This is a genomic window from Variovorax sp. DAIF25, assembly GCF_050711835.1.
GTDB lineage: Bacteria > Pseudomonadota > Gammaproteobacteria > Burkholderiales > Burkholderiaceae_C > Variovorax.
In genome coordinates, this window is record NZ_CP136636.1 from 2,452,862 (window position 1) to 2,472,495 (window position 19,634).

19 protein-coding genes are annotated in these 19,634 nt (G+C 69.6%); 8 read left to right on the forward strand and 11 right to left on the reverse strand.

All coding sequences use genetic code 11. The features are described 5' to 3' along the window. The first annotated feature begins 105 nt into the window (after window positions 1–105). The 4 genes from R0232_RS11215 to R0232_RS11230 are packed head-to-tail and all read left to right on the forward strand — an operon-like array spanning window position 106 to window position 4,207. On the forward strand, window positions 106–2,532 hold the full coding sequence (locus R0232_RS11215; RefSeq protein ID WP_431512147.1) for a TonB-dependent siderophore receptor: 2,427 nt from the start codon (window positions 106–108) through the stop codon (window positions 2,530–2,532). Between the two features lie 24 nt (window positions 2,533–2,556). Beyond that, window positions 2,557–3,183, forward strand: coding sequence for a nitrile hydratase subunit alpha (gene nthA, locus R0232_RS11220; RefSeq protein ID WP_431512148.1), 627 nt, complete (start codon window positions 2,557–2,559; stop codon window positions 3,181–3,183). Further along, complete coding sequence (gene nthB / locus R0232_RS11225) at window positions 3,180–3,839, forward strand: nitrile hydratase subunit beta (protein ID WP_431512149.1); 660 nt, start codon at window positions 3,180–3,182, stop codon at window positions 3,837–3,839. Before nthA ends, nthB begins: the two co-directional genes overlap by 4 nt. Then, window positions 3,836–4,207, forward strand: coding sequence for a nitrile hydratase accessory protein (locus R0232_RS11230; protein WP_413764044.1), 372 nt, complete (start codon window positions 3,836–3,838; stop codon window positions 4,205–4,207). Before nthB ends, R0232_RS11230 begins: the two co-directional genes overlap by 4 nt. Before the next feature lie 7 nt (window positions 4,208–4,214). Here the strand turns inward: R0232_RS11230 and R0232_RS11235 are convergent, their stop codons facing one another. From R0232_RS11235 to R0232_RS11245, 3 genes are read right to left on the reverse strand one after another with little or no spacing between them, the layout of a single operon-like run. Beyond that, window positions 4,215–5,252: a PDDEXK nuclease domain-containing protein gene (locus tag R0232_RS11235; RefSeq protein WP_208507674.1), complete on the reverse strand. Its 1,038-nt coding sequence runs from the start codon at window positions 5,250–5,252 to the stop codon at window positions 4,215–4,217. Between the two features lie 26 nt (window positions 5,253–5,278). After that, window positions 5,279–6,715, reverse strand: a complete 1,437-nt coding sequence (locus tag R0232_RS11240) for an FAD-binding oxidoreductase (protein ID WP_431512150.1) — start codon at window positions 6,713–6,715, stop codon at window positions 5,279–5,281. After that, the gene (locus R0232_RS11245; RefSeq protein ID WP_093343246.1) at window positions 6,712–7,119 is read right to left on the reverse strand and encodes a DUF2069 domain-containing protein; all 408 of its coding nucleotides are present in this window, start codon (window positions 7,117–7,119) and stop codon (window positions 6,712–6,714) included. Before R0232_RS11245 ends, R0232_RS11240 begins: the two co-directional genes overlap by 4 nt. A gap of 76 nt (window positions 7,120–7,195) precedes the next feature. Here R0232_RS11245 and R0232_RS11250 point away from each other — a divergent pair, with 76 nt between their 5' ends. After that, window positions 7,196–8,407 (forward strand): YihY family inner membrane protein, encoded by a 1,212-nt coding sequence (locus R0232_RS11250; RefSeq protein ID WP_208507649.1) that lies wholly within the window; start codon window positions 7,196–7,198, stop codon window positions 8,405–8,407. A 9-nt stretch (window positions 8,408–8,416) separates the two neighbouring features. Here R0232_RS11250 and R0232_RS11255 read toward each other — a convergent pair whose 3' ends face one another. Next, a complete protein-coding gene (locus tag R0232_RS11255; protein WP_398498111.1) occupies window positions 8,417–8,773 on the reverse strand; it encodes an Mpo1-like protein in 357 nt (118 codons plus the stop codon). A gap of 101 nt (window positions 8,774–8,874) precedes the next feature. Here R0232_RS11255 and R0232_RS11260 point away from each other — a divergent pair, with 101 nt between their 5' ends. Next, on the forward strand, window positions 8,875–9,270 hold the full coding sequence (locus tag R0232_RS11260) for a thioredoxin family protein (RefSeq protein ID WP_209541066.1): 396 nt from the start codon (window positions 8,875–8,877) through the stop codon (window positions 9,268–9,270). A gap of 46 nt (window positions 9,271–9,316) precedes the next feature. Beyond that, window positions 9,317–9,988, forward strand: a complete 672-nt coding sequence (locus tag R0232_RS11265) for an NAD-dependent epimerase/dehydratase family protein (protein ID WP_431512151.1) — start codon at window positions 9,317–9,319, stop codon at window positions 9,986–9,988. Between the two features lie 12 nt (window positions 9,989–10,000). Here the strand turns inward: R0232_RS11265 and R0232_RS11270 are convergent, their stop codons facing one another. Together R0232_RS11270 and R0232_RS11275 are read right to left on the reverse strand one after the other, a co-directional pair. Then, a complete protein-coding gene (locus R0232_RS11270) occupies window positions 10,001–10,807 on the reverse strand; it encodes an alpha/beta fold hydrolase (protein ID WP_431512152.1) in 807 nt (268 codons plus the stop codon). A gap of 4 nt (window positions 10,808–10,811) precedes the next feature. Beyond that, window positions 10,812–12,122 (reverse strand): O-acetylhomoserine aminocarboxypropyltransferase, encoded by a 1,311-nt coding sequence (locus R0232_RS11275; RefSeq protein WP_431512153.1) that lies wholly within the window; start codon window positions 12,120–12,122, stop codon window positions 10,812–10,814. Window positions 12,123–12,267: 145 nt separating this feature from the next. On the opposite strand from R0232_RS11275, the gene R0232_RS11280 reads away from it, so the two are divergent. Continuing rightward, window positions 12,268–12,717, forward strand: a complete 450-nt coding sequence (locus R0232_RS11280; RefSeq protein WP_093343237.1) for a CBS domain-containing protein — start codon at window positions 12,268–12,270, stop codon at window positions 12,715–12,717. 27 nt (window positions 12,718–12,744) lie between these two features. On the opposite strand, the gene R0232_RS11285 is transcribed toward R0232_RS11280, so the two are convergent. The 5 genes from R0232_RS11285 to R0232_RS11305 all read right to left on the reverse strand — a co-directional run bounded on the left by R0232_RS11285 (window position 12,745) and on the right by R0232_RS11305 (window position 19,629). Continuing rightward, window positions 12,745–14,298 (reverse strand): sugar ABC transporter ATP-binding protein, encoded by a 1,554-nt coding sequence (locus R0232_RS11285; protein WP_431512154.1) that lies wholly within the window; start codon window positions 14,296–14,298, stop codon window positions 12,745–12,747. Beyond that, complete coding sequence (locus tag R0232_RS11290) at window positions 14,295–15,398, reverse strand: strictosidine synthase (RefSeq protein ID WP_431512155.1); 1,104 nt, start codon at window positions 15,396–15,398, stop codon at window positions 14,295–14,297. The genes R0232_RS11285 and R0232_RS11290 overlap by 4 nt, the downstream gene beginning before the upstream one ends. Next, the gene (locus R0232_RS11295) at window positions 15,398–17,512 is read right to left on the reverse strand and encodes an ABC transporter permease (RefSeq protein ID WP_431512156.1); all 2,115 of its coding nucleotides are present in this window, start codon (window positions 17,510–17,512) and stop codon (window positions 15,398–15,400) included. Before R0232_RS11295 ends, R0232_RS11290 begins: the two co-directional genes overlap by 1 nt. A 22-nt stretch (window positions 17,513–17,534) precedes the next feature. Next, window positions 17,535–18,557, reverse strand: coding sequence for a sugar ABC transporter substrate-binding protein (locus R0232_RS11300; RefSeq protein WP_296778460.1), 1,023 nt, complete (start codon window positions 18,555–18,557; stop codon window positions 17,535–17,537). A 94-nt stretch (window positions 18,558–18,651) separates the two neighbouring features. Continuing rightward, the gene (locus R0232_RS11305; RefSeq protein WP_431512157.1) at window positions 18,652–19,629 is read right to left on the reverse strand and encodes an ABC transporter permease; all 978 of its coding nucleotides are present in this window, start codon (window positions 19,627–19,629) and stop codon (window positions 18,652–18,654) included. Window positions 19,630–19,634 lie beyond the last annotated feature (5 nt).

Consider the following 19,634-nt stretch of genomic DNA (forward strand, 5'->3'; position numbering starts at 1 on the left):
TCGGGGCGGCGCCGGATTTTTTTTCGGTCACCCCCTCTCACTTTTCGAAGCTCGTCCGGCAAGCAGGAAGAGAAACCTCGTCCTTCCCCTGCCTGGAGTCCCGTCTTGTCCTCGTCCTTCCCGTTCCGTCCGACCCCGCTCGTCGCCGCGCTGCTGTTCGCCACCGCCATGCCGGCCCTGCTGCCGACGGCAGCACGCGCGCAGGCGCAGGCCGCCCCCATGCTGCGCGACTACGACCTGCCGCCCGGCCCGCTCGGCGCCACGCTCAACCGCATCGCGCGCGAGGCCGGGCTGGCGCTCACGGTCGATGCCACGCTGGTCGGCCAGCGCGCCTCGGCACCGGTGCGCGGCCGCTACGACGCGCCGCAGGCGCTGCGTCGCGCGCTGGCCGACAGCGGCCTCGAGCTGCTGCCGACCGACGCGGGCGGCTACACCGTGCGCGCGGGCGCGCCGGCCGCGCCCACCGCGCCGCAGGTGGTGGCGCCCGCGCCGTCGGCCATGCTCGCCGAGGTGCGCGTGAATGCCGAGCGCGCCGCCGGCGGACCGGCCGACGGCTACATCGCGCGCCACAGCACGGCCGGCACCAAGACCGACACGCCGATCCTCGAGACGCCGCAGTCGATCTCGGTGGTCACGGCCGAGCAGATCGAGGCCCAGCAGCCCACCAGCCTGGTCGACGCCTTCAACTACACGGCCGGCGTGAGGCGCTCGGAAGGCGCCGACCGCACCACCGACTCGTTCGTGATCCGCGGCTTCCAGGCCGGCGCCGGCACGGGCAGCCTCTACCGCGACGGCTCGAAGTTCATGGTCAACGCCTACGACGGCCAGCAGGAGCTCTACGGGCTCGAGCGCGCCGAGGTGCTCAAGGGCGCGGCCTCGCTGCTCTACGGCACGGCCGCGCCCGGCGGCGTGGTCAACACCGTCACCAAGCAGCCCACGGCCGAGCCGCTGCGCGAGCTGGGCGTGGAGCTCGGCAACCGCGACCGCCGCCAGATCAAGGGCGATTTCGGCGGCAAGCTCGACGAGCAGGGCACGCTGACCTACCGGCTCACGGGCCTCGTGCGCGACAGCAACACCTTCATCGACCACGTGCCCGACGACCGGCGCTTCCTGTCGGGCGCGATCCGCTGGCAGCCGAGCGCGGCGACGTCGCTCACGCTGCAGGCCGAGTACCTGCGCAACCGCACCGACTACGTGTACGGGCTGGCCGGCGGCGTCACGATCCTGCCGAACATCCACGGACCGGTGCCGAGCAGCCGCTACACCGGCACGCCGGGGCGCGACCGCTACGCCGGCACCAACACCGCCGTCGGCTACCGCTTCGAGCATGCCTTCAGCGATCGCCTGAAGCTGCGCCACAGCGCGCACGCCTTCCGTTCGGAGGTCGATTTCCCGAGCACCGCCGCTGCCGGCGTGAGCCCCGACGGCGCCAGCTCCACCTTCCATGAGTCCTACGACCGCCGCGACCGCTCGCGCGCGCGCACCACCGACACCTCGCTCGAGTACCGCGTCGACACCGGCCCCGTCGCGCACACGCTGCTGGCCGGCGTGGACACCACCTACCAGTCCTACACCACGCGGCGCGCGTCGCGCGAGATCGCCACGCAGTTCAACTACTACGCGCCGAACTACGTCTACGTCGCGGGTGCGCCGGTGCCGAACACCTACTTCCCCGACATGGCCGGCAACGCCACCGGGCTGTACCTGCAGGACCAGATGAAGATCGCCGGGCGCTGGGTGTTGGTGCTCGGCGCGCGGCACGACCGCGTGACCGACCGTCAGGTGCCGGTCGACGGCGAGACCCCGAACTCGAAGGAGAAGACCTCGGCCACCACCGGCCGCGCCGGCCTGGTCTACCTGGCCGACAACGGCCTCGCGCCGTTCGCGAGCTTCAGCCAGTCGTTCCAGCCGCAGAGCGGTGTCGACCGCATGGGCGCGCGCTTCGAGCCCACGCGCGGCGAGCAGTACGAGCTCGGCCTGCGCTACCAGCCGCGGGGCAGCGACACCCTGCTGAGCGCCGCCGTCTACCAGCTCAGGCAGCAGAACGTGCTGTCGACCGACCCCGTCGACACCGGCTTCTCGGTGCAGACCGGCGAGGTGCGCTCGCGCGGGCTGGAGATCGAGCTGCGCACGCGCATCGGCCGCTCCGCCAGCCTGATCGCCGCCTATGCCTACACCGACGCGCGCGTCACCGCCGACACCACCGCCGCCAACGTCGGCAAGCGCCGCGGCAACGTGCCCTACAACACCTTCTCGGCCTGGGGCGAGTACGACTTCGGCGCGGCCGGCGCGCCGGGCCTGCGCGCGGGGCTGGGCGTGCGCTACGTGGGCGCCTCCACCGGGCTCTACGTGAACGGCATCGTGCCCTCGTACACCGTGTTCGACGCGATGGTGTCGTACGACACGGGCCACTGGCGCTACGCGTTCAGCCTCACGAACCTGGCCGACAAGGCCTACATCGCCTCGTGCACCTACGGCTGCTTCTACGGCGAGCGGCGCAAGGCGGTGGCGTCCGCGACCTACCGCTGGTAGGTCGCAGCGCTTAGCATGAGGGGCATGAGCGAACACACCCACGACCACGGCGATGACCACAGCGAGCTCGATGAGATGGACCTGCGCGTGCGCGCGCTCGAGAGCGTGCTCACCGAGAAGGGCTACATCGAGCCGGCCGCGCTCGACGCGCTGATCGACACCTACCAGACCCGCATCGGCCCGCGCAACGGCGCGCGCGTGGTCGCCAGGGCCTGGGTCGACCCGGCCTTCCGCGACTGGCTGCTGGCCGACGCCACCGCGGCCATCGCCTCGCTGGGCTACACCGGCCGCCAGGGCGAGCACATGGTGGCGGTGGCCAACAGCGACGATCAGCACCACATGGTGGTCTGCACCCTGTGCAGCTGCTATCCGTGGCCGGTGCTGGGCCTGCCGCCCACCTGGTACAAGAGCGCGCCCTACCGCTCGCGCGCGGTGCGCGACCCGCGCGGCGTGCTCGCGGACTTCGGCACCGTGCTGCCCGAGACCACGCGCATCCGGATCTGGGACTCGACGGCCGAGGCGCGCTACCTCGTGATTCCGCAGCGGCCCGCGGGCACCGAGCACCTGGGCGAGGAGGAACTCGCGGCGCTGGTGTCGCGCGATTCGATGATCGGCACCCGGCTCGCCGATGCGCCGGGGAGCCCGGTATGAATTACCAGACCCAGGCCGACCTCGGCGGCCGCACCGGCTTCGGCGCGGTGCTGCCCGAGCCCGAGGGCGAGCTGTTCCATGCCGACTGGGAGCCGCGCGCGCTCGCGCTGGTGCTCGCGATGGGCGCCACCGGTTCATGGAACATCGATGCGAGCCGCGCCGTGCGCGAGACCTTGCCGCACTACCTGCAACTGAGCTATTACCGGATCTGGCTCGCGGCGCTCGAGCGGCTGATGATCGAGCGCGGCCAGTTGTTCGAGGACGAGATCGCGCAGGGCCGCATGCTGCATGCGCCCGCGCCTGTGAAGCGCGTGCTGCATGCGGCCGACGTGGCCGCGGTGCTGGCCAGGGGGGCGCCCACCGAGCGGCCGGCCGCGGCGCCGGCGCGCTTCGCGATCGGCCAGGCGGTGCGCATGCGCGCGGGCCGCGTCGACCATCACACGCGGCTGCCGGGCTATGTGCAGGGGCGGCGCGGCACCATCGAGCGGCTGCATGGCGCGCACGTGTTCGCCGACAGCAACGCGCAGGGCGCGGGCGAGGCGCCGCAGTGGCTCTACACGGTGGTGTTCGAGGAAGCCGAGCTCTGGGGCTCGCAGGCGCAGCGGCTCTCGGTGTCGGTCGATGCCTGGGAAAGCTACCTGGAGGCGGCCGAATGACGCAGTACCCCGACGGGATGCTGGCCCCCGGCATGCCACGCGACGCCGACGGCCCGGTCTTCGGCGCGCCGTGGCAGGCCCAGGCCTTCGCGATGACGCTGGCGCTGCACGAGAAGGGCCTGTTCAGCTGGAGCGAGTGGGCCGAGACCCTGGCCGCGCAGATCCAGGCCGCGCAGGCCGCTGGCGACCCCGACGCGGGCGACACCTACTACCGGCACTGGCTCGCCGCGCTCGAGACGCTGGTGGCGCGCAAGGGCGCGAGTTCGCACGACGAACTGGCGCGCTACCGGGAGGCCTGGGACCACGCGGCCGACCGCACGCCGCATGGGCAGGCGATCGAGTTGCGGCCCGGGGACTTCGGGCATTGACGCTGATTCAGGATCTCCCGCCCAATTCACGCTCGATCTGCTCGATGCTGGGCAGACTCGTTTGCAGTTCTTCGGGCAGGGATTCGATCAACTGGTATTCCGCCACGCCGATGGGCTGAGTCTTGTCGCGCAATGCGTATTCGGCCACCACGGTGTTCTTGCTCTTGCACAGCAACAGGCCGATGGTGGGGTTGTCCTGTTCGGCCTTGACCTGCATATCGACGGCGGTCAGGTAGAAGCTCAACTGGCCGAGGTGTTCCGGCTTGAACTTCTCGGCTTTCAGCTCGATGACCACGTAGCAGCGCAGCTTGAGGTGGTAGAACAACAGGTCGATATGGAAGTCGTCACCGCCGACTTCCAGGTGAACCTGGCGGCCGACGAAGGCGAAGCCCGCACCCAGCTCCAGCAGGAACTGGGTGATGTGCTTGACCAGTGCCGCCTCGATTTCCCGCTCGTTGGCCTCCTGGCCCACATCCAGGAAGTCGAACAGATAGGGATCCTTGAGGGATTGCCGGGCCAGATCGGTCCCTGGTGCGGGGAGGCGGTCGGCAAAGTTGGTGATCGCCTGGCCTTCTCGCTCGAGCAGACGGGTTTCGATGTGGATTTCGAGCGTGGCGCGTGACCAGCCTTGCGCCACGGCGCGCCTGGCATAGGCCAGCCGTTGTTCCGGCTGCTTCATCCTGGCGAGCAAGACCAGGTTGTGGCCCCACGGCAATTGTCCAACAGCCTGTTGGACGATTGCCGCATCCGGCCAGGCGTCGGCGAAGGAGCGCATGTACATCAGGTTGGCGCGGGAAAAGCCTTTCATTTCGGGAAAGGCTGTTCGCAGGTCGTGCGCCAGTCGCTCGATGACCTTGGCGCCCCAGCCTTGCTCGGCCTGCCGCTGCAGGATGTCGCGGCCGATCTGCCAATACAGCAGAACCAGCTCGCGATTGACCGCCAGCGCGGCCCGCTGCCGGGCGCTGTGGATGCGGTTCTTCAACTCGCCCAGCCAGTTGGCGTAGCCTTCCGGGACTGGGTTGAGAGATACGGGTTTGTCGCTGATAAGAGCCCCCGAGTTCGGAAAAAACCTCAGACCCGGATCACCCGCCCCGGATTCAGGATGTTCTTCGGATCCAGCCCGCGCTTGATCGCGCGCATCATCTCGAGCGCCACCGGCGACTTGTGCTTCTCGAGCGTTTCGACCTTGAGCGAACCCACGCCATGCTCGGCCGAGAACGAGCCGCCGAACTTCTCGACCGCCTCGTAGACCAGCGTGTTGATGCGGTCTTCCTCGTTCTTCAGGAAGGCCTTGGTATCGACGTTCTCGGGCGCCTGCACGTTGTAGTGCAGGTTGCCGTCGCCGAGGTGGCCGAAGTTCACCAGCCGCACGCCGGCGATCTCGCGCGCCAGCAGCGCGTCGGTCTCGGTCACGAAGGCCGGGATGCGCGAGACGGGGATCGAGATGTCGTGCTTGATGTTCAAGCCTTCCTCGGCCTGCGCGAGCGGGATGCTCTCGCGGATGTGCCAGAGCTGGTGCGCCTGCGCGAGGTTCTCGGCCACCACGGCGTCGGTCACGCAGCCGTTCTCGAACGCCGTTTCGAGCAGGGCCTCGAAGCGCGCGCGCGCGTGGTCCTCCGATTCGCTGTCGGAGTTCTCGAGCAGCACGCAGTAGGGCACGTTCTCGTCGCCGATGAAGGGCACGCGCAGCTGCGGCATGTGCTTGTCGACCAGGCTCAGCGCGAACTTGCCCATCACCTCGAAGCCCGTGAGGCCCGGGCCCAGCTGCTTGTGGGCCAGGCCCAGCAGCGTGACCGCGTGGTCGAGCGAGGGCACGGCGGCCCAGGCCGTGAGTTGCGCGGCCGGCAGCGGGTAGAGCTTCATCGTGGCGGCCGTGATGATGCCCAGCGTGCCCTCGCTGCCGACGAACAGGTCGCGCAGGTCGTAGCCGGTGTTGTCCTTGCGCAGGCCGCTGGTGCCGTGCCAGATCTCGCCCTGCGGCGTGACCACTTCCAGGCCCAGGCAGAGCTCGCGCGTGTTGCCGTAGCGCACGACCTGCGTGCCGCCGGCATTGGTCGCGAGGTTGCCGCCGATGGTGCAGCTGCCCTCGGCCGCGAGGCTCAGCGGGAACAGGTAGCCGGCCTTTTCTGCGGTCTCCTGCAGGGTCTGCAGGATGCAGCCCGACTCCACCGTCATCGTGAGGTTGGCCGCGTCGATCTCGCGGATGGCGTTGAGCCGTTGCAGGCTCAGCACGACCTGGGTGCCGCTGTCGTCGGGAATGGAGCCGACCGCCAGGCCGGTGTTGCCGCCCTGCGGGATCACGGCGGTGCCGGCCTCGGCGCAGGCCTTGACCACCTCGGCCACCTGCTGCGCATCGGCCGGGCGCACCACGGCCAGCGCCTTGCCGCGCGAGCGCTTGCGCCAGTCCTGTTCGTAGGCCGTGAGGTCGCCCTCGTTGAGCAGGTGGTTGGCGCCGACGATGGCGCGCAGCCGCTCGATCAGGGCGGCGGAAGAAGCGGAAGTGGTCATGGGGTGGAAGCCTCCAGGGGACGGGCGGCGGCCTTGGCGTGGCGCAGCCGCAGGCGGACGTGCCAGGCGCAGGCGACGAAGAGCACGAGGCACAGCAGCACCTCGACCAGCGCGAGCAGCTGGCTGATGCCGTTGGTGTCGCTCCAGGCGCGCACCACGCCCTCGGTGAAATAGAGCCAGACCATCAGGCTGACCCAGCGGTAGGTGTACATGCGGTTCTTCAGCAGGCCGGCCAGCGGGATCGCGAGCGGCAGCACCTTGAGCGCCATCAGCGAACCGCCGGGGCGCAGCGGCGCCAGCCAGAGCTCCCAGGCCAGGCCCAGCACGATCAGGCCGACGAGGCTGCCGACCGCGAGCCAGCGGGTGGCGGCGACGGAGGAGGGCGGGGGCGAGGCGATGGGCACGGGCGGGCGACGGTGAAGAAGGACAGGGGAAGCGATCCCGGGGGCGCCGCGTGGCGAAACGGAAAAGGCGGATGGCATGATACCGGCCATGAATCGTCGTCAGCTCTGGAGGGATCTCTCCCGTTTCCCCTGGCGAAACACCGCCGCGGTGCTCAGCGAGCGTTTTCGCGAAGACCGCCTCGGGCTCACGGCCAGCAGCCTGACCTTCACCACCACCATCGCGATGGTGCCGTTCTTCACGGTGGCGCTCGCGCTGTTCACCGTGTTCCCGATGTTCGCCAAGATGCAGGGCCGCCTGCAGCGCTGGCTGATCGAGAGCCTGATCCCCGAGAACATCGCGCGCCAGGTGCTGGGCTACCTCAACCAGTTCGCGAGCAAGGCCAGCGGCCTGGGGATCGCGGGCCTGATCGTGCTGCTGATCACCGCCATCGCGCTGATCCTCACCATCGACAAGACGCTCAACAACGTCTGGCGCGTGCGTTCGCCGCGCCCCTTCGCGCAGCGGGTGCTGATCTACTGGGCCACGATCACCCTCGGGCCGCTGATCCTGGCGGTGAGCCTGTCCACCACCTCCTACGTGTTCGCGGCCTCGCGCGACGTGGTCGGCGTGAGCGTGGTCAAGCTGTTCTTCGACGCCTTCGAGTTCGTGCTGCTGGCCGCCGGCATGGCCTCGCTCTACCACTACGTGCCCAACACCAACGTGCGCTGGTCGCATGCCTGGGCCGGCGGCGTGTTCGTGGCGGCGGCGATCGAGATCGCCAAGCGGGTGCTGGGTTACTACCTGAGCCTGGTGCCGACCTACTCGGTGCTCTATGGCGCCTTCGCCACCTTCCCGATCCTGCTGGTGTGGATCTACGTGGCCTGGGTCATCGTGCTGCTGGGCGCGGTGATCGCGGCCTACCTGCCGAGCATCCTGACCGGCGTGGCCCGGCGCGGCGGCGGCGCCGGCTGGCCGCTGCAGCTCGCGATGGAGGTGCTGCAGCAGCTCGCCCGGGCCCGCGCGACGCCCGACAAGGGCGTGGGCGCGGCGCGGCTGGTGGCCTCGATGCGGGTCGACGCGCTGCAATTGGTGCCGGTGCTCGAGACCCTGGTGGCGCTCGACTGGATCGCGCCGCTGGCCGAGGACGGCGATGGCGGCGATCCGCGCTACGTGCTGCTGGCCGATCCGTCGACGCCGATCGAGCCGCTGCTCGAGGCGCTCCTGATGCCCAAGGCCGAGCCGCTCGAGGACCTGTGGCAGAAGGGGCCGCTGCGCTCGCTGCGGCTGGGTGACGTGCTATTGATCTAGGAGCAAGGCTCAGATCTTGACCCGCCCCAGCCAGATGTCGCGGTACATCGCCCAGTCGCCCATGAAGCTGTAGAGCGGCCGCTTGAACGAGGCCGGCTTGTTCTTCTCGAAGCCGAAATGCCCGACCCAGGCGAAGCCGTAGCCGACCAGCAGTCCGGCCAGCAGCCACAGCGGATTGAGCGTCAGCACCAGCATCGCGAGGCAGGCCAGCGACAGCGTGGAGCCCGCGAAATGCAGCCGCCGGCAGGTGCGGTTGGCGTGTTCGGTCAGGTAGAAGGGATAGAACTCCGCGAAGCTCTTGAACTGGCGCGGATCGACGCTCGCGGGCGCGGCGCTGCCAGGGGTGGTGGCGGTGGAGGTGTTCATCGTGCGTCTCCTGCGCCCCGGAGGGGCTTTGTCCATAATAGCCACGACCTTCCGGGTGCACCACCCGGGTCTTTCTTCCCCCTTCTGCCCACGTACGAGCCTTGAGCGCCCTGCCTTCCACCCCCGATTCCGCCGCGCCGGCCGGCGGCGCGCCCTGGGTCGTGTGCCTGTGCGCCGAGTGGTGCGGCACCTGCCGCGACTACCGGCCGCTGTTCGAGCAGGTGGCGCGCGCGCACCCCGGGCTGCGCTTCGCCTGGGTCGACATCGAGGACCACGCCGACATCGCCGACGAGTTCGACGTCGAGACCTTCCCGACCCTCCTGGTGGCCGATGCCGCGGGCACGCGCTTCCTCGGTCCGCTGCTGCCGCATGCCGAGACGCTGTCGCGCATGCTGACCGCGCTGCCGGCGCCCCAGCCCTCGAGCCTGCATGCCGAGCTGATGGTGGCGGTGCTCGAGAAGAAGCCCGCGCTCTTTACAGTGCCGCGGGCGGCCTGATCTACTCGGCCTGTCCACACACGCGGCCCGCGGGGCCGGCCCTCCCATGAAAGTCCTCGTCTTCGGCGCCACCGGCATGGTCGGTTTCGGCGTGCTGCGCGAATGCCTGCTCGCTCCCGACGTGGCGGAGGTCGTGGCCGTCGGCCGCCGGCCCAGCGGCCAGCAGCATCCCAAGCTGCGCGATCTCGTGCTGAGCGACATGTACGACTACACGGCGGTCGAGCCGCAACTCACGGGCTTCGACGCCTGTTTCTTCTGCCTCGGCGTGTCCTCGGTCGGCATGAAGGAGGACGCGTACCGGCGCGTGACCTACGACCTCACGCTGGCCGCCGCCACCGTGCTCGCGCGGCTCAACCCGCAGATGACCTTCGCCTACGTGACCGGCTCGGGCACCGACAGCAGCGAGCGCGGCCGCAGCATGTGGGCGCGCGTGAAGGGCGCGACCGAGAACGCGCTGCTGAAGCTGCCGTTCAGGGCCGCCTACATGTTCAGGCCCGGCGCGATCCAGCCGCTGCACGGCGCCAACACGAAGACGCCGCTGTACAAGGCGGGCATCGTGCTGCTGACGCCGCTGTTCGGGCTCGCGCGGCGGCTGTGGCCGCACCTGGTGACCACGACCGAGAACATGGGGCTCGCGATGCTGGCGGTGGCGCGGCACGGGGCGCCCAAGCAGGTGCTCGACCCGGTCGACATCAACGACCTGGCCGCGCGCGGCTAGCGCGGCTTCGCTTCAGCGCGAGACGAAATCCCGCAGCGCGAACAGCACCGCGTCGGGCGCCTCGCTCATCAGCGCGTGGCCCGCGTGCACCGTCACCGTCCGCCCGTCGCGTGCCTTGGCGGCCAGCGCCTTCACGGCGCGCGGCGGCGTCATCTGGTCGGCGTCGCCGAGCAGGAACAGCACCGGGCACTGCAGCTTCTCCATCGCCGCCTCGCCGCCCGCATAGTCGTTGCAGGCCTTGAAGCCGACATGGAACACGTTGACCTCGCGGTTGCTCGCGAGCACGCGGCGCATCAGCGCGCGCGAGCTGCCGTAGAGCCAGGTGCCCGGGCCGAGCGCCGAGGGCGGCGGCGCCAGCAGCGCATGCGAGAAGGTGTTGACCATCGCGATCGCGCGCTGTGGGTCGTTGAGCGAACTCTCGAGCAGCGCCGGCGACACCACCATCGGGTAGGCGCTGCCGACCATCGCCAGGTGCGTCACGCGCTCGGGCGAGCGCGAGGCCGCCTCCAGCGCGATCAGCGAGCCGAAGCTGTGGCCGATCAGCGCCGCCTTCCGCACACCCGCCGCGTCGAGCAGCGCGAGCACGAACTGCGCGGCCTCCTCGACGCTGGCCGGCGGCGGGCCCTCGCTCTTGCAGTGGCCCGGCAGGTCGACCGCGAGCACGTTCCAGCCGTGGTTGGCGAACCAGCGGCTCTGCAGGATCCAGACGCTGTGGTCGTTGAGCACGCCGTGGACGAAGACCACGGTGGGCTTGGCGGCATCGAAGGGCTTGCCGCCCGTGTAGCAGTAGGTGGAATGGCCGTTGACGGTGTAGTGCATGGTGTCAGGCCCCCGCTTTCTCGGCCGCCTTCAGCGCGCGCTTCAGGTCGTCGATCAGGTCGGCCGGATCCTCGAGGCCGATCGACAGCCGGATCGTGCCCTGCGAGATGCCCGCGCCCGCGAGCGCCTCGTCGGTCATGCGGAAGTGGGTGGTGCTGGCCGGATGGATCACCAGGCTGCGGCAGTCGCCCACGTTGGCCAGGTGGCTGAAGAGCTTGAGCGATTCGATGAAGGCCTTGCCCTGGGCGCGGCTGCCCTTGATGTCGAAGCTGAACACCGCGCCCGCGCCGCGCGCGCCGTGGCGCAGCAGCTTCTGCGCCAGGGCGTGGCTCGGGTGCGATTCGATCAGCGGATGGCCCACGCGCGAGACGAAGGGGTGGGTGGCGAGGAACTCGACGATCTTCTGCGTGTTGTCGATGTGGCGCTCCATGCGCAGCGGCAGGGTCTCGATGCCCTGCAGGATCAGCCAGGCGGTGTGCGGGCTCATCGCGGCGCCGAAGTCGCGCAGGCCTTCGCGGCGCGCGCGCAGCAGGAAGGCGCCGACCGTGCTCTCCTCGCTGAACACCATGTTGTGGAAGCCGTCGTAGGCCTGGGTCAGCTCGGCGAATTTGCCCGACTTCTCCCAGTCGAAGCTGCCGCCGTCGACCACCACGCCGCCGATCACCGTGCCGTGGCCCGAGAGGAACTTGGTGGCCGAGTGGTAGACCAGGTCGGCGCCGAAGTCCAGCGGCTTGATCAGGTAGGGCGAGGTCAGGGTGGAGTCGACCAGCAGCGGCACGCCGGCCTCGTGCGCGATCTCGGCCACGGCCGGGATGTCGAGCACGTCGAGGCCCGGGTTGCCCACGGTCTCGCCGAAGAACAGCTTGGTTTCGGGCCGCGCCGCGGCGCGCCAGCCGTCGAGGTCGTCGGGCTTGACGAAGGTGGTCTCGATGCCGAAGCGGCGCATCGTGTAGTGCAGCAGGTTCTGCGAGCCGCCGTACAGCGCGGTGCTGGCCACGATGTGCGAGCCCGCGCCCATCAGCGTGGCGATGGAAAGATGCAGCGCCGCCTGGCCGCTGGCGGTGGTGATCGCGCCGATGCCGCCCTCGAGCGCCGACACCCGCTGCTCGAGCACCGCGTTGGTCGGGTTGCTGATGCGCGAGTAGACGTGGCCCGAGCGCTCGAGGTTGAACAGGGCGGCCGCATGGTCGCTCGACTCGAAGACGAAGGAGGTGGTCAGGTGAATCGGCACCGCGCGCGCGCCGGTCGTGGGGTCGGGCGAGGCGCCCGCGTGCAGCGCGAGGGTGTCGAAACCGGGGTCGGAATAGCCGGGCATGGGGTCCTTTCTGGAGCGGCGCTTTTGGCCGGTTGCGTCCGCTGCGTGACAGCGACAAACCGGGCCGTGGAGGTCGGCGCCGATTGTGGGCTATATTCAAAAAAGGCAGGCCGCCAGGAAAGACAGAGTCCGAGAGGAGCACACGATGAAAGTCACCGACATCCTTCGCGTCAAGGGCAACACGCTCTTCACCATCACGCCAGACGATCTGCTGGCCGAAGCAGTCAAGACGATGGCGGACAAAGACATCGGCTCCCTCGTCGTCATGGAGCATGGCGACCTGGTCGGCATGCTGACCTTCCGGGAAGTGATCGTGGCCATCGTCGCCAACGGCGGCCAGGTCGGCGGCACGCTGGTGCGCAAGGCCATGGACGACGCCCCCGTCACCTGCACCCTCGAAACCGACCTCGACGAGATCCGCCGCATCATGCTCGAGCGCCATGCCCGCTACATGCCGGTGATGGACCGGCGCATGCTGATGGGCGTGATCAGCTTCTACGACGTGGCCAAGGCCGTGGTCGACGCGCAGAACTTCGAGAACAAGATGCTCAAGGCCTACATCCGCGACTGGCCGGCGGAAGACGAGAAGAACTGAAGCGCCGCAACGCGGCGATCGGCGCGGTCAGTGGATGGCCGCGTACATGATCGCCTCCTGCGTCGCCTCGGTGGCCGAGAACTCCGTCACCACCTTGCCCTGCTTGGCCACGAGGATGCGGTCCGACAGCGCCATCACCTCGGGCAGGTAGGAAGAAATCACCACCACCGCCTTGCCGGCGTCGGCCAGCCGGTTGATCTCGGCGTGGATCTCGGCGATGGCGCCCACGTCGACCCCGCGCGTGGGCTCGTCGAAGATCACGATGTCGGGTTCCTGCACCAGCGACTTGGCGATCACCACCTTCTGCTGGTTGCCGCCCGACAGCTCGATCACCTTCACGTCCTTGCCGATGGCGCGCACGTTGAGCAGCCGGCTCCAGTGTTCGCCCACCGAACGCGCCTTCGCGCCCGACACCAGCCCGCGCGCGCCGGCCAGCTTGCCCTGCAGCCCCATGTAGATGTTCTGCGCGATCGACATGGTCTCGAAGAAGCCCTCGAACTTGCGGTCCTCGGTGATGTAGGCGATGCCGTCGCGCACCGCCTGGCGCGCGACCCGGTAGCGCACCGGCCTGCCGCGCAGCAGGATCTCGCCGCCATGGAAGAAGTCGCGCTTGATCAGCCCGGCCACCACCTTGAAGGTCTCGGTGCGGCCCGCGCCCACCAGGCCGAACACGCCCGTGATCTGGCCCGCGAACACCGACAGCGAGTTGTTCTTGACCATCGCCGCCATGCGCAGGTTGCGCACCGACAGCAGGCATTCGCCCTGCGGCCGCACCTGGGTCTTCTTCTGCCCGTAGAGCGTCTGCGAGAGATCGCGCCCCACCATCGCCTGCACGATGCGCTCGCGATCGAAATTCGCCTTGTCGTCGGTCACCACGTGGCGCCCGTCGCGCAGCACCGTGATGCGGTCGGCCAGCAGCAGCGCCTCCTCGAGCGCGTGCGAGATGAAGATCACCGACACGCCGCGCGCCTTGAGGTCGAACACCAGGTCGAAGAAGTACTTCTTCTCCTCGGGCGTGAGGCTGGCCGTGGGCTCGTCGAAGATGATGATGCGCGCCTTGTGCAGCACCGCGCGCGCGATCTCCACCATCTGCTTCTTGGCCGCGCCGAGCATGCCCACGGTGGCGGTCGGGTCGACGTCGAAATTGAGCGACTGCAGGAACTGCTGCGCCGAGATGTAGACGCCGCGCAGCCGGTTGAAGAATGACTCCTGGCCCAGGAACAGGTTCTGCGCCACCGTCATCGTCGGCACCAGGCTGGTTTCCTGGAACACCATCGCGATGCCCTCGTGGCGCGCCTCCAGCGGCGTGCGCAGCTGCACCGGCCGGCCTTCCACCAGCATCTGACCCGCGCTCAGCGGCACCACGCCGGCCATCACCTTGGTCAGCGTCGACTTGCCGGCGCCGTTCTCGCCGAGCAGCGCATGGATCTCGCCGCGGCGCAGCGTGAAGTCGACCGCCTCGATGGCGGGCACGCCCGCGTATTTCTTGGTGGCCTGGCGCAGCTCGAGCATGGTCTCGACCGTGGCGGGCGCGGCCGGCTCGGCGGCCACGGTGTCGGCAGTGGTATCGCGGGCATTCATCGCGCGGCTCCCTGTTCCTCGGCGGTCATGCGCACCCGCAGCAGCCGGCCGCCGCCCTTCGAGGCCGCGAACAGCGCGCCCCCATGCTCGGCCACCGCGGTGATGCCGTGGTGCCGGCCGTCGACCTGGCTGTGCAGCGAAGACACGACCTGGCCCTGCGCATTCACGCGCACCACCAGCCCGTAGGAGCGCGGCGGCGCCCAGGGCTTGAGCACGCCCATCTGCTTGACGCCCGCGCCCTGCAGCGGCTCGAGGAAGCTGTGGCCCGACGAGAGCGCCGGCGCGATCCAGTAGCGCGGATCGATCTCGGCCACCATGCGGCGGCGGTAGGCCTCCTCGCGCAGCACGAATTCCACCAGCTGCGTGCGGCAGACGAAGCAGCTGAGCCAGAAGCCGCCGCCGGCCGCCGCAGCCATGCGCGAGGGATAGCCGGGCAGGTCGGCCACGTGCGGCGCGGTGCCGTTCGGCCCCAGCGCGAGCACGCGGTGCGCCCAGCTCTCGCCGACCAGCACCGTGCCGCCGGCCTGCGGCAGCACGCCGAAGGCATGGCGCAGCCCGGCCGCGAGCTGCTGCGCGGCACCGCCGCCCGGCGCCCAGGCGCAGACGCGGCCGCTCGCGCCGTGCGCCATCAGGTCGTGGCACCAGCGTTCGGGCGCATGCTCGGCCGAGCCCTCGGTGAGCAGCCAGCGCCGGCCGGCTTCGTCCCAGGCCAGCGCATTGACGCAGCGCAGCGCGCGGCCGCCGGCCTCCGCGAGCGTGTGGGCGGTGGCGCCGTCGGGCGCGAGCAGCAGAACCTGCGTGCCGCCGAGCGCCAGCGCGAGCCGTCCGCCGGGGGCCGCGGCCAGCGCCGTGATCGGGCGTTCGAAGCGCCGCACCTCGACGGGCACGCCACCGTCGAGCCGGTACAGCGCAGGTCCGGCCGCGATCCACAGCACGCCGTCGGCCACCGCGAGGTCGTCGATGTCGGCGAGCTCGGCCACCACCTCGGCGTTGTCGAGCGCTCGGTTGGGCTTGAGCACGCCGTCCATCACCGGCACCGTGATGGCGGCGCTGCCGCGTCCGAGCAGGCGGTCGGTGAAACCGCGAAGGGTGTCGAGCATCAGGCCGTCCTCCAGCGCCGTTCGTACTGCACGAAGTCGGGGTCGGCGCCCTCGAGCTTGTAGCGGCCGATGCGGTTGTTCGAGATGCCGCCCAGGTAGAGGTGGCCGCGGTGCTCGCGCATCGAGGTGATCATCGGGTGGTTCTCGCCGCCCAGGTCCCACAGCGTCTCGAGAATCTCGCCGGCCTCGCTGAACTTGAGCACGCAGCCGGTGTTGATGTTGGGGAACAGCCATTCGTCCACCGGCACGCGCGTGGCCATGCGGCGGCGAAAGCCCGGCATGCGCATCGCGAGGTCGTAGGCCGGGCAGCGCATGCCCACCAGCGCGAGCCAGTAGTGGCCGTCGGAGGCGAGGTTGATGTTGTCGGGATAGCCGGGCAGGTTGTCGATCACCATCTGCACCTGGCCGGCCTTCGGCCCGTCGAACCAGTAGCGCTTGATGCAGCAGCCCCAGGTCTCGGCGAACAGGATCGACTGGCCGTCGCTCGCGATCGCGATGCCGTTCGGAAAGCGCAGCCCGCGCAGCACGGTGCGCGTCGAGCCGTCGCGCGGATCGAAGCAGACGATGCGCCCGTTGCCGCGCGCTTCCAGCCCGTCGACCGGCCACTCGTGCATCTCGTAGCGCACCGTGGCCTCGCTGAAGAAGATGCGGCCGTCGTCGGCGATGTCGAGGTCGTCGGCCAGCCGCAGCCGGCTGTCGTCGTTGATCGAGGTCCAGCTGCGGTTGGTCTCGTCGGTCACGCGCTCGACCTTGCGCTCGGGCGTGACGCGGTACAGGCCCATGCCGCCCACGCACACGTGCAGGTTGTCCTCGCGATCGAAGGCCAGGCCCAGCGGCTGGCCGCCGATGTGGGCATAGACCTCCATGCGCTCGTAGTCGGGCGCGAGGAAGCGGATCACGTCGCCATGGCGCGAGCCGGCATAGAGGTTGTCGCCGCGGTCGAGGATCACGTCCTCGGGCGACTCGATGCGGCCCAGGCCGATCAGCGTGACGTCGCGCAGCTTGTTGTTGACCGCGTAGACGCCCGCGCCGTCGCCGCTGCTGGCCGGTGCCGGCGGCAGCGCGAAGTAGGTCGGGCTCACGTAGACCTTGCTGATGATGCGCTGGCGGTTCTTGAGCCAGCGCACGTCGATCACGGCCGCCAGCACCAGGATCGCGGCCAGCACCATGCGGATCACGCCGCCGGGCGCCGACATCGAGGTCAGGCCGTTGGTGATCAGCAGCACCAGCAGCGTGCCGACCAGCGCCTTGGCGACCGAGCCGCGCCCGCCGCCCAGGCTGATGCCGCCGAGCACCGCGGCCGTGAGCACCAGCACCTCCATGCCCACGCCGATGTCGGCGCCGGCCGTGGCCAGCCGCGAGGCGAAGAAGCAGCCGGCCGCGCCGCACAGCGTGCCCGAGGCCACGTAGCACAGCGCCACGGTGCGCCGCACCGCGATGCCGCTGTTGTAGGCCGAGCGGCGCGAGCCGCCGATGGCCATGATGTGCCAGCCCGCGCGCAGCCGCGTGAGCAGCACATGGCCCGCGATCGCCACCGCCGCATAGGCCCAGGCCACGGTCGGCAGGCCCAGCAAGGTGCCGTTGCCCAGGAAGTCCCAGGCCGGCGAGTCGGGCAGCGAGCCCGCGATCGCGGTCGAGTACTGCAGGCTCAGGATCTCGTAGAACGAGCGGAAGATGATCAGCGTGATCAGCGTGGTGAGAAAGGCGCGCAGCCGCAGGTAGCCAATCAGCACGCCGTTGACCGCGCCCAGCAGCGCGCCGACGGCCAGCGTGGCCAGCACCGACGCGCCCATCGGCCACTTCAGCACGTGCATGCACATCAACGCGCAGAAGTTGGTGAGCGCGAAGATGGAACCCACCGACAGGTCGATGCCGCCCACGATCATCACCAGCGCCAGGCCGAGCACGATGAAGCCGATCTCGCCGGCCTGCCGCAGCGTGTCGGCCAGCACCACCGGCGACCAGAAGTTGCCGATCAGCTGGCCCGAGGCCAGCAGCACCGCCACCAGCAGCAGCACCGGGATCGCAGTCTCGGTCCAGCGCTTGGACAGGATCTCGCCGACCCAGTGGTCGGGCCACCAGCGGTAGCGCAGGCGCGTCAGGGTCTCGTTCATCGGTGCGGCTCCGGCGGGGCGGTCACTTGGCGGCGGTGAGCTTCCAGCAGGTGCCGTCGGCACCCGCGTTCTCCTTCGTGATCGGGATCAGCGTGGTGTAGATGTTCTGCTTGGCCGCGCCGGGCTTCATGCCGCCCTGCACCAGCCACTTGATCATGGCGGCCATGTTGGCGGCCTGCGTCGGCACGTCGTAGCTCACGTCGAGGTCGAAGGCGCCCGACTTGACCTGGTCGCAGGCGCCTTTCTGCTCGCCGCCGCCCGAGGTCGCGAGATAGACCTTGCCGGTCAGGCCCGCTTCCTTGATGGCGGCCGCGGTGCCGATGTCCATGCCGTCCCAGAAGCCGACGATGCCGCACAGGTCGGGGTTCTGCTTGAGCACCGTCTGCGTCAGGCCCTTGGCCTTGGCCGCGTCCCAGTCGGCGGCCTGGTTCGACACCACCTTGATCTGCGGGTTCTTCGCCAGCACGTTCTCCACGCCCTTGAGCGTGTAGGCGCTGGTGGCCGCGGTCGGCGCGCCCTGCACGATGGCGATCTTGTTCGACTTGCCCTTGCAGGCCTGCACCACGGCCTCGGCATTGCGCTCGCCCACGTCGACCCAGTCGGCGCCCACGAACACGGTCGAGGGCTGCACCGAGCGCATGTTGATCTGCACCACGTAGATGCCGTCCTCCTCGGCCTTCTTGATCAGCTTGGCGTAGGTCTGCACGTCGGGGTTGTGGATCACGATCACCGCGGGCTTCTCGGCCATCAGCGCGGTGAAGGCCTGCGCGCCGGCGTTGGTGTTCCAGTTGGGATCGCGCGCCACCACCTTCATGCCGGCGGGCTCGAGCTCCTTCTTGAGGCCGTTGTACCAGCCTTGCGCGAGGTCGAAGCCCATGGCCACCGGGATGTAGCCCACGGTCTTGCCGGCCAGCGCCTTCTTGTAGCCGTCGCGGAAGGGCTCGTCGAGGCCCTTGCCCTGGGCGGCCGCGTGTTGCGAGGCGGCCAGCGCCAGCGCGATGCCCGCGAGCTTCGCGGATGCGGCGAGTGTGCGAACGAAGTGCATTGCATGTCTCCTTTTTTCGGTGGTCTCGGATGACGCCAAAATCGCCTGGCGCCCGGCTTCGGAAAACGAGGGGGGCCGCTCGCGGACCCCGGGATCAGATGTCGCCCTGCTGCGCGGTCTCTTCGTTGCGCGGGTTGAGCATGGAGTCGATCAGGATCGCGGCCAGCAGCACCACGCCCTTGACGATGTTCTGCACGGAATAGGAGAGGTCCATGATCGTCATGCCGTTGAGCATGGTGCCGATCAGCAGCGTGCCGATCACGACGTTGAACACGCCGCCGCGGCCGCCCGACAGGCCGATGCCGCCGAGCACCACCACCAGCACCACGTCGTAGATCATGGTGGAGTTGAAGATCCGCGTCGGCATGCTGCTGACCGAGGCCGCCATCACCACGCCCGCGAACAGCCCGATCAGCGCCGCCAGCACGTACTGCAGCAGCACCATCGGCCGCGTCGGCAGGCCGGTGGCGCGCGCGGCGAAGGGGTTGTCGCCGATCGCGTAGACGAAGGCGCCCGCGCGCATGCGGCGCAGGAAGAAGGCCATGGCCGCGGCCGCCACGCCGAACATCACGACCGGTGTCGGCACCCCGGCCAGGGTGCCGCGGCCCAGCCAGGCCGCGGGGTCGAGCGCGGCCGGCCACTGCACCACCTCGAGCTGGAAGAAGTAGGCCTGTCCCAGCCCCGCGAGGAAGAGCCCCGAGGCCAGCGTGGTGAACAGCGACGGCACCTCGGCATAGGCGATCAGCCAGCCGTTGACCAGCCCGAAGGCCAGCGCCAGGCCCAGCGCGATCGGGAAGGCCGAGCCGAGCGGATGGCCGTTCTGCACCAGCTGCAGCAGCAGGCCCGAGGGCACGGCCAGCGCGGCGATCATCGAGATGTCGATGCCGCGGCCGATCACGATCACCGCCATGCCCAGCCCCAGGATGCCGAGGAAGGCCACGTTCTGCACCAGCGTGAGCAGGTTGTCGATCTGCGCGAAGCCCGGCAGGAACGCCGCGAAGCCTGCGAACAGCAGCGCGAACAGCGCCGACACGATGCCCTGCTGCGTGGCCTTGAATTTCTTCGTCGTCATGGTGG

Coding starts and splice junctions, on each gene's coding strand:
- nthA (WP_431512148.1), top strand. CDS start 2,557: ATGAGCGAACACACCCACGACCACGGCGATGACCACAGCGAGCTCGAT.
- nthB (WP_431512149.1), top strand. CDS start 3,180: ATGAATTACCAGACCCAGGCCGACCTCGGCGGCCGCACCGGCTTCGGC.
- R0232_RS11230 (WP_413764044.1), top strand. CDS start 3,836: ATGACGCAGTACCCCGACGGGATGCTGGCCCCCGGCATGCCACGCGAC.
- R0232_RS11240 (WP_431512150.1), bottom strand. CDS start 6,715: ATGACCACTTCCGCTTCTTCCGCCGCCCTGATCGAGCGGCTGCGCGCC.
- R0232_RS11250 (WP_208507649.1), top strand. CDS start 7,196: ATGATACCGGCCATGAATCGTCGTCAGCTCTGGAGGGATCTCTCCCGT.
- R0232_RS11255 (WP_398498111.1), bottom strand. CDS start 8,773: ATGAACACCTCCACCGCCACCACCCCTGGCAGCGCCGCGCCCGCGAGC.
- R0232_RS11265 (WP_431512151.1), top strand. CDS start 9,317: ATGAAAGTCCTCGTCTTCGGCGCCACCGGCATGGTCGGTTTCGGCGTG.
- R0232_RS11270 (WP_431512152.1), bottom strand. CDS start 10,807: ATGCACTACACCGTCAACGGCCATTCCACCTACTGCTACACGGGCGGC.
- R0232_RS11275 (WP_431512153.1), bottom strand. CDS start 12,122: ATGCCCGGCTATTCCGACCCCGGTTTCGACACCCTCGCGCTGCACGCG.
- R0232_RS11280 (WP_093343237.1), top strand. CDS start 12,268: ATGAAAGTCACCGACATCCTTCGCGTCAAGGGCAACACGCTCTTCACC.
- R0232_RS11285 (WP_431512154.1), bottom strand. CDS start 14,298: ATGAATGCCCGCGATACCACTGCCGACACCGTGGCCGCCGAGCCGGCC.
- R0232_RS11290 (WP_431512155.1), bottom strand. CDS start 15,398: ATGCTCGACACCCTTCGCGGTTTCACCGACCGCCTGCTCGGACGCGGC.
- R0232_RS11295 (WP_431512156.1), bottom strand. CDS start 17,512: ATGAACGAGACCCTGACGCGCCTGCGCTACCGCTGGTGGCCCGACCAC.
- R0232_RS11300 (WP_296778460.1), bottom strand. CDS start 18,557: ATGCACTTCGTTCGCACACTCGCCGCATCCGCGAAGCTCGCGGGCATC.
- R0232_RS11305 (WP_431512157.1), bottom strand. CDS start 19,629: ATGACGACGAAGAAATTCAAGGCCACGCAGCAGGGCATCGTGTCGGCG.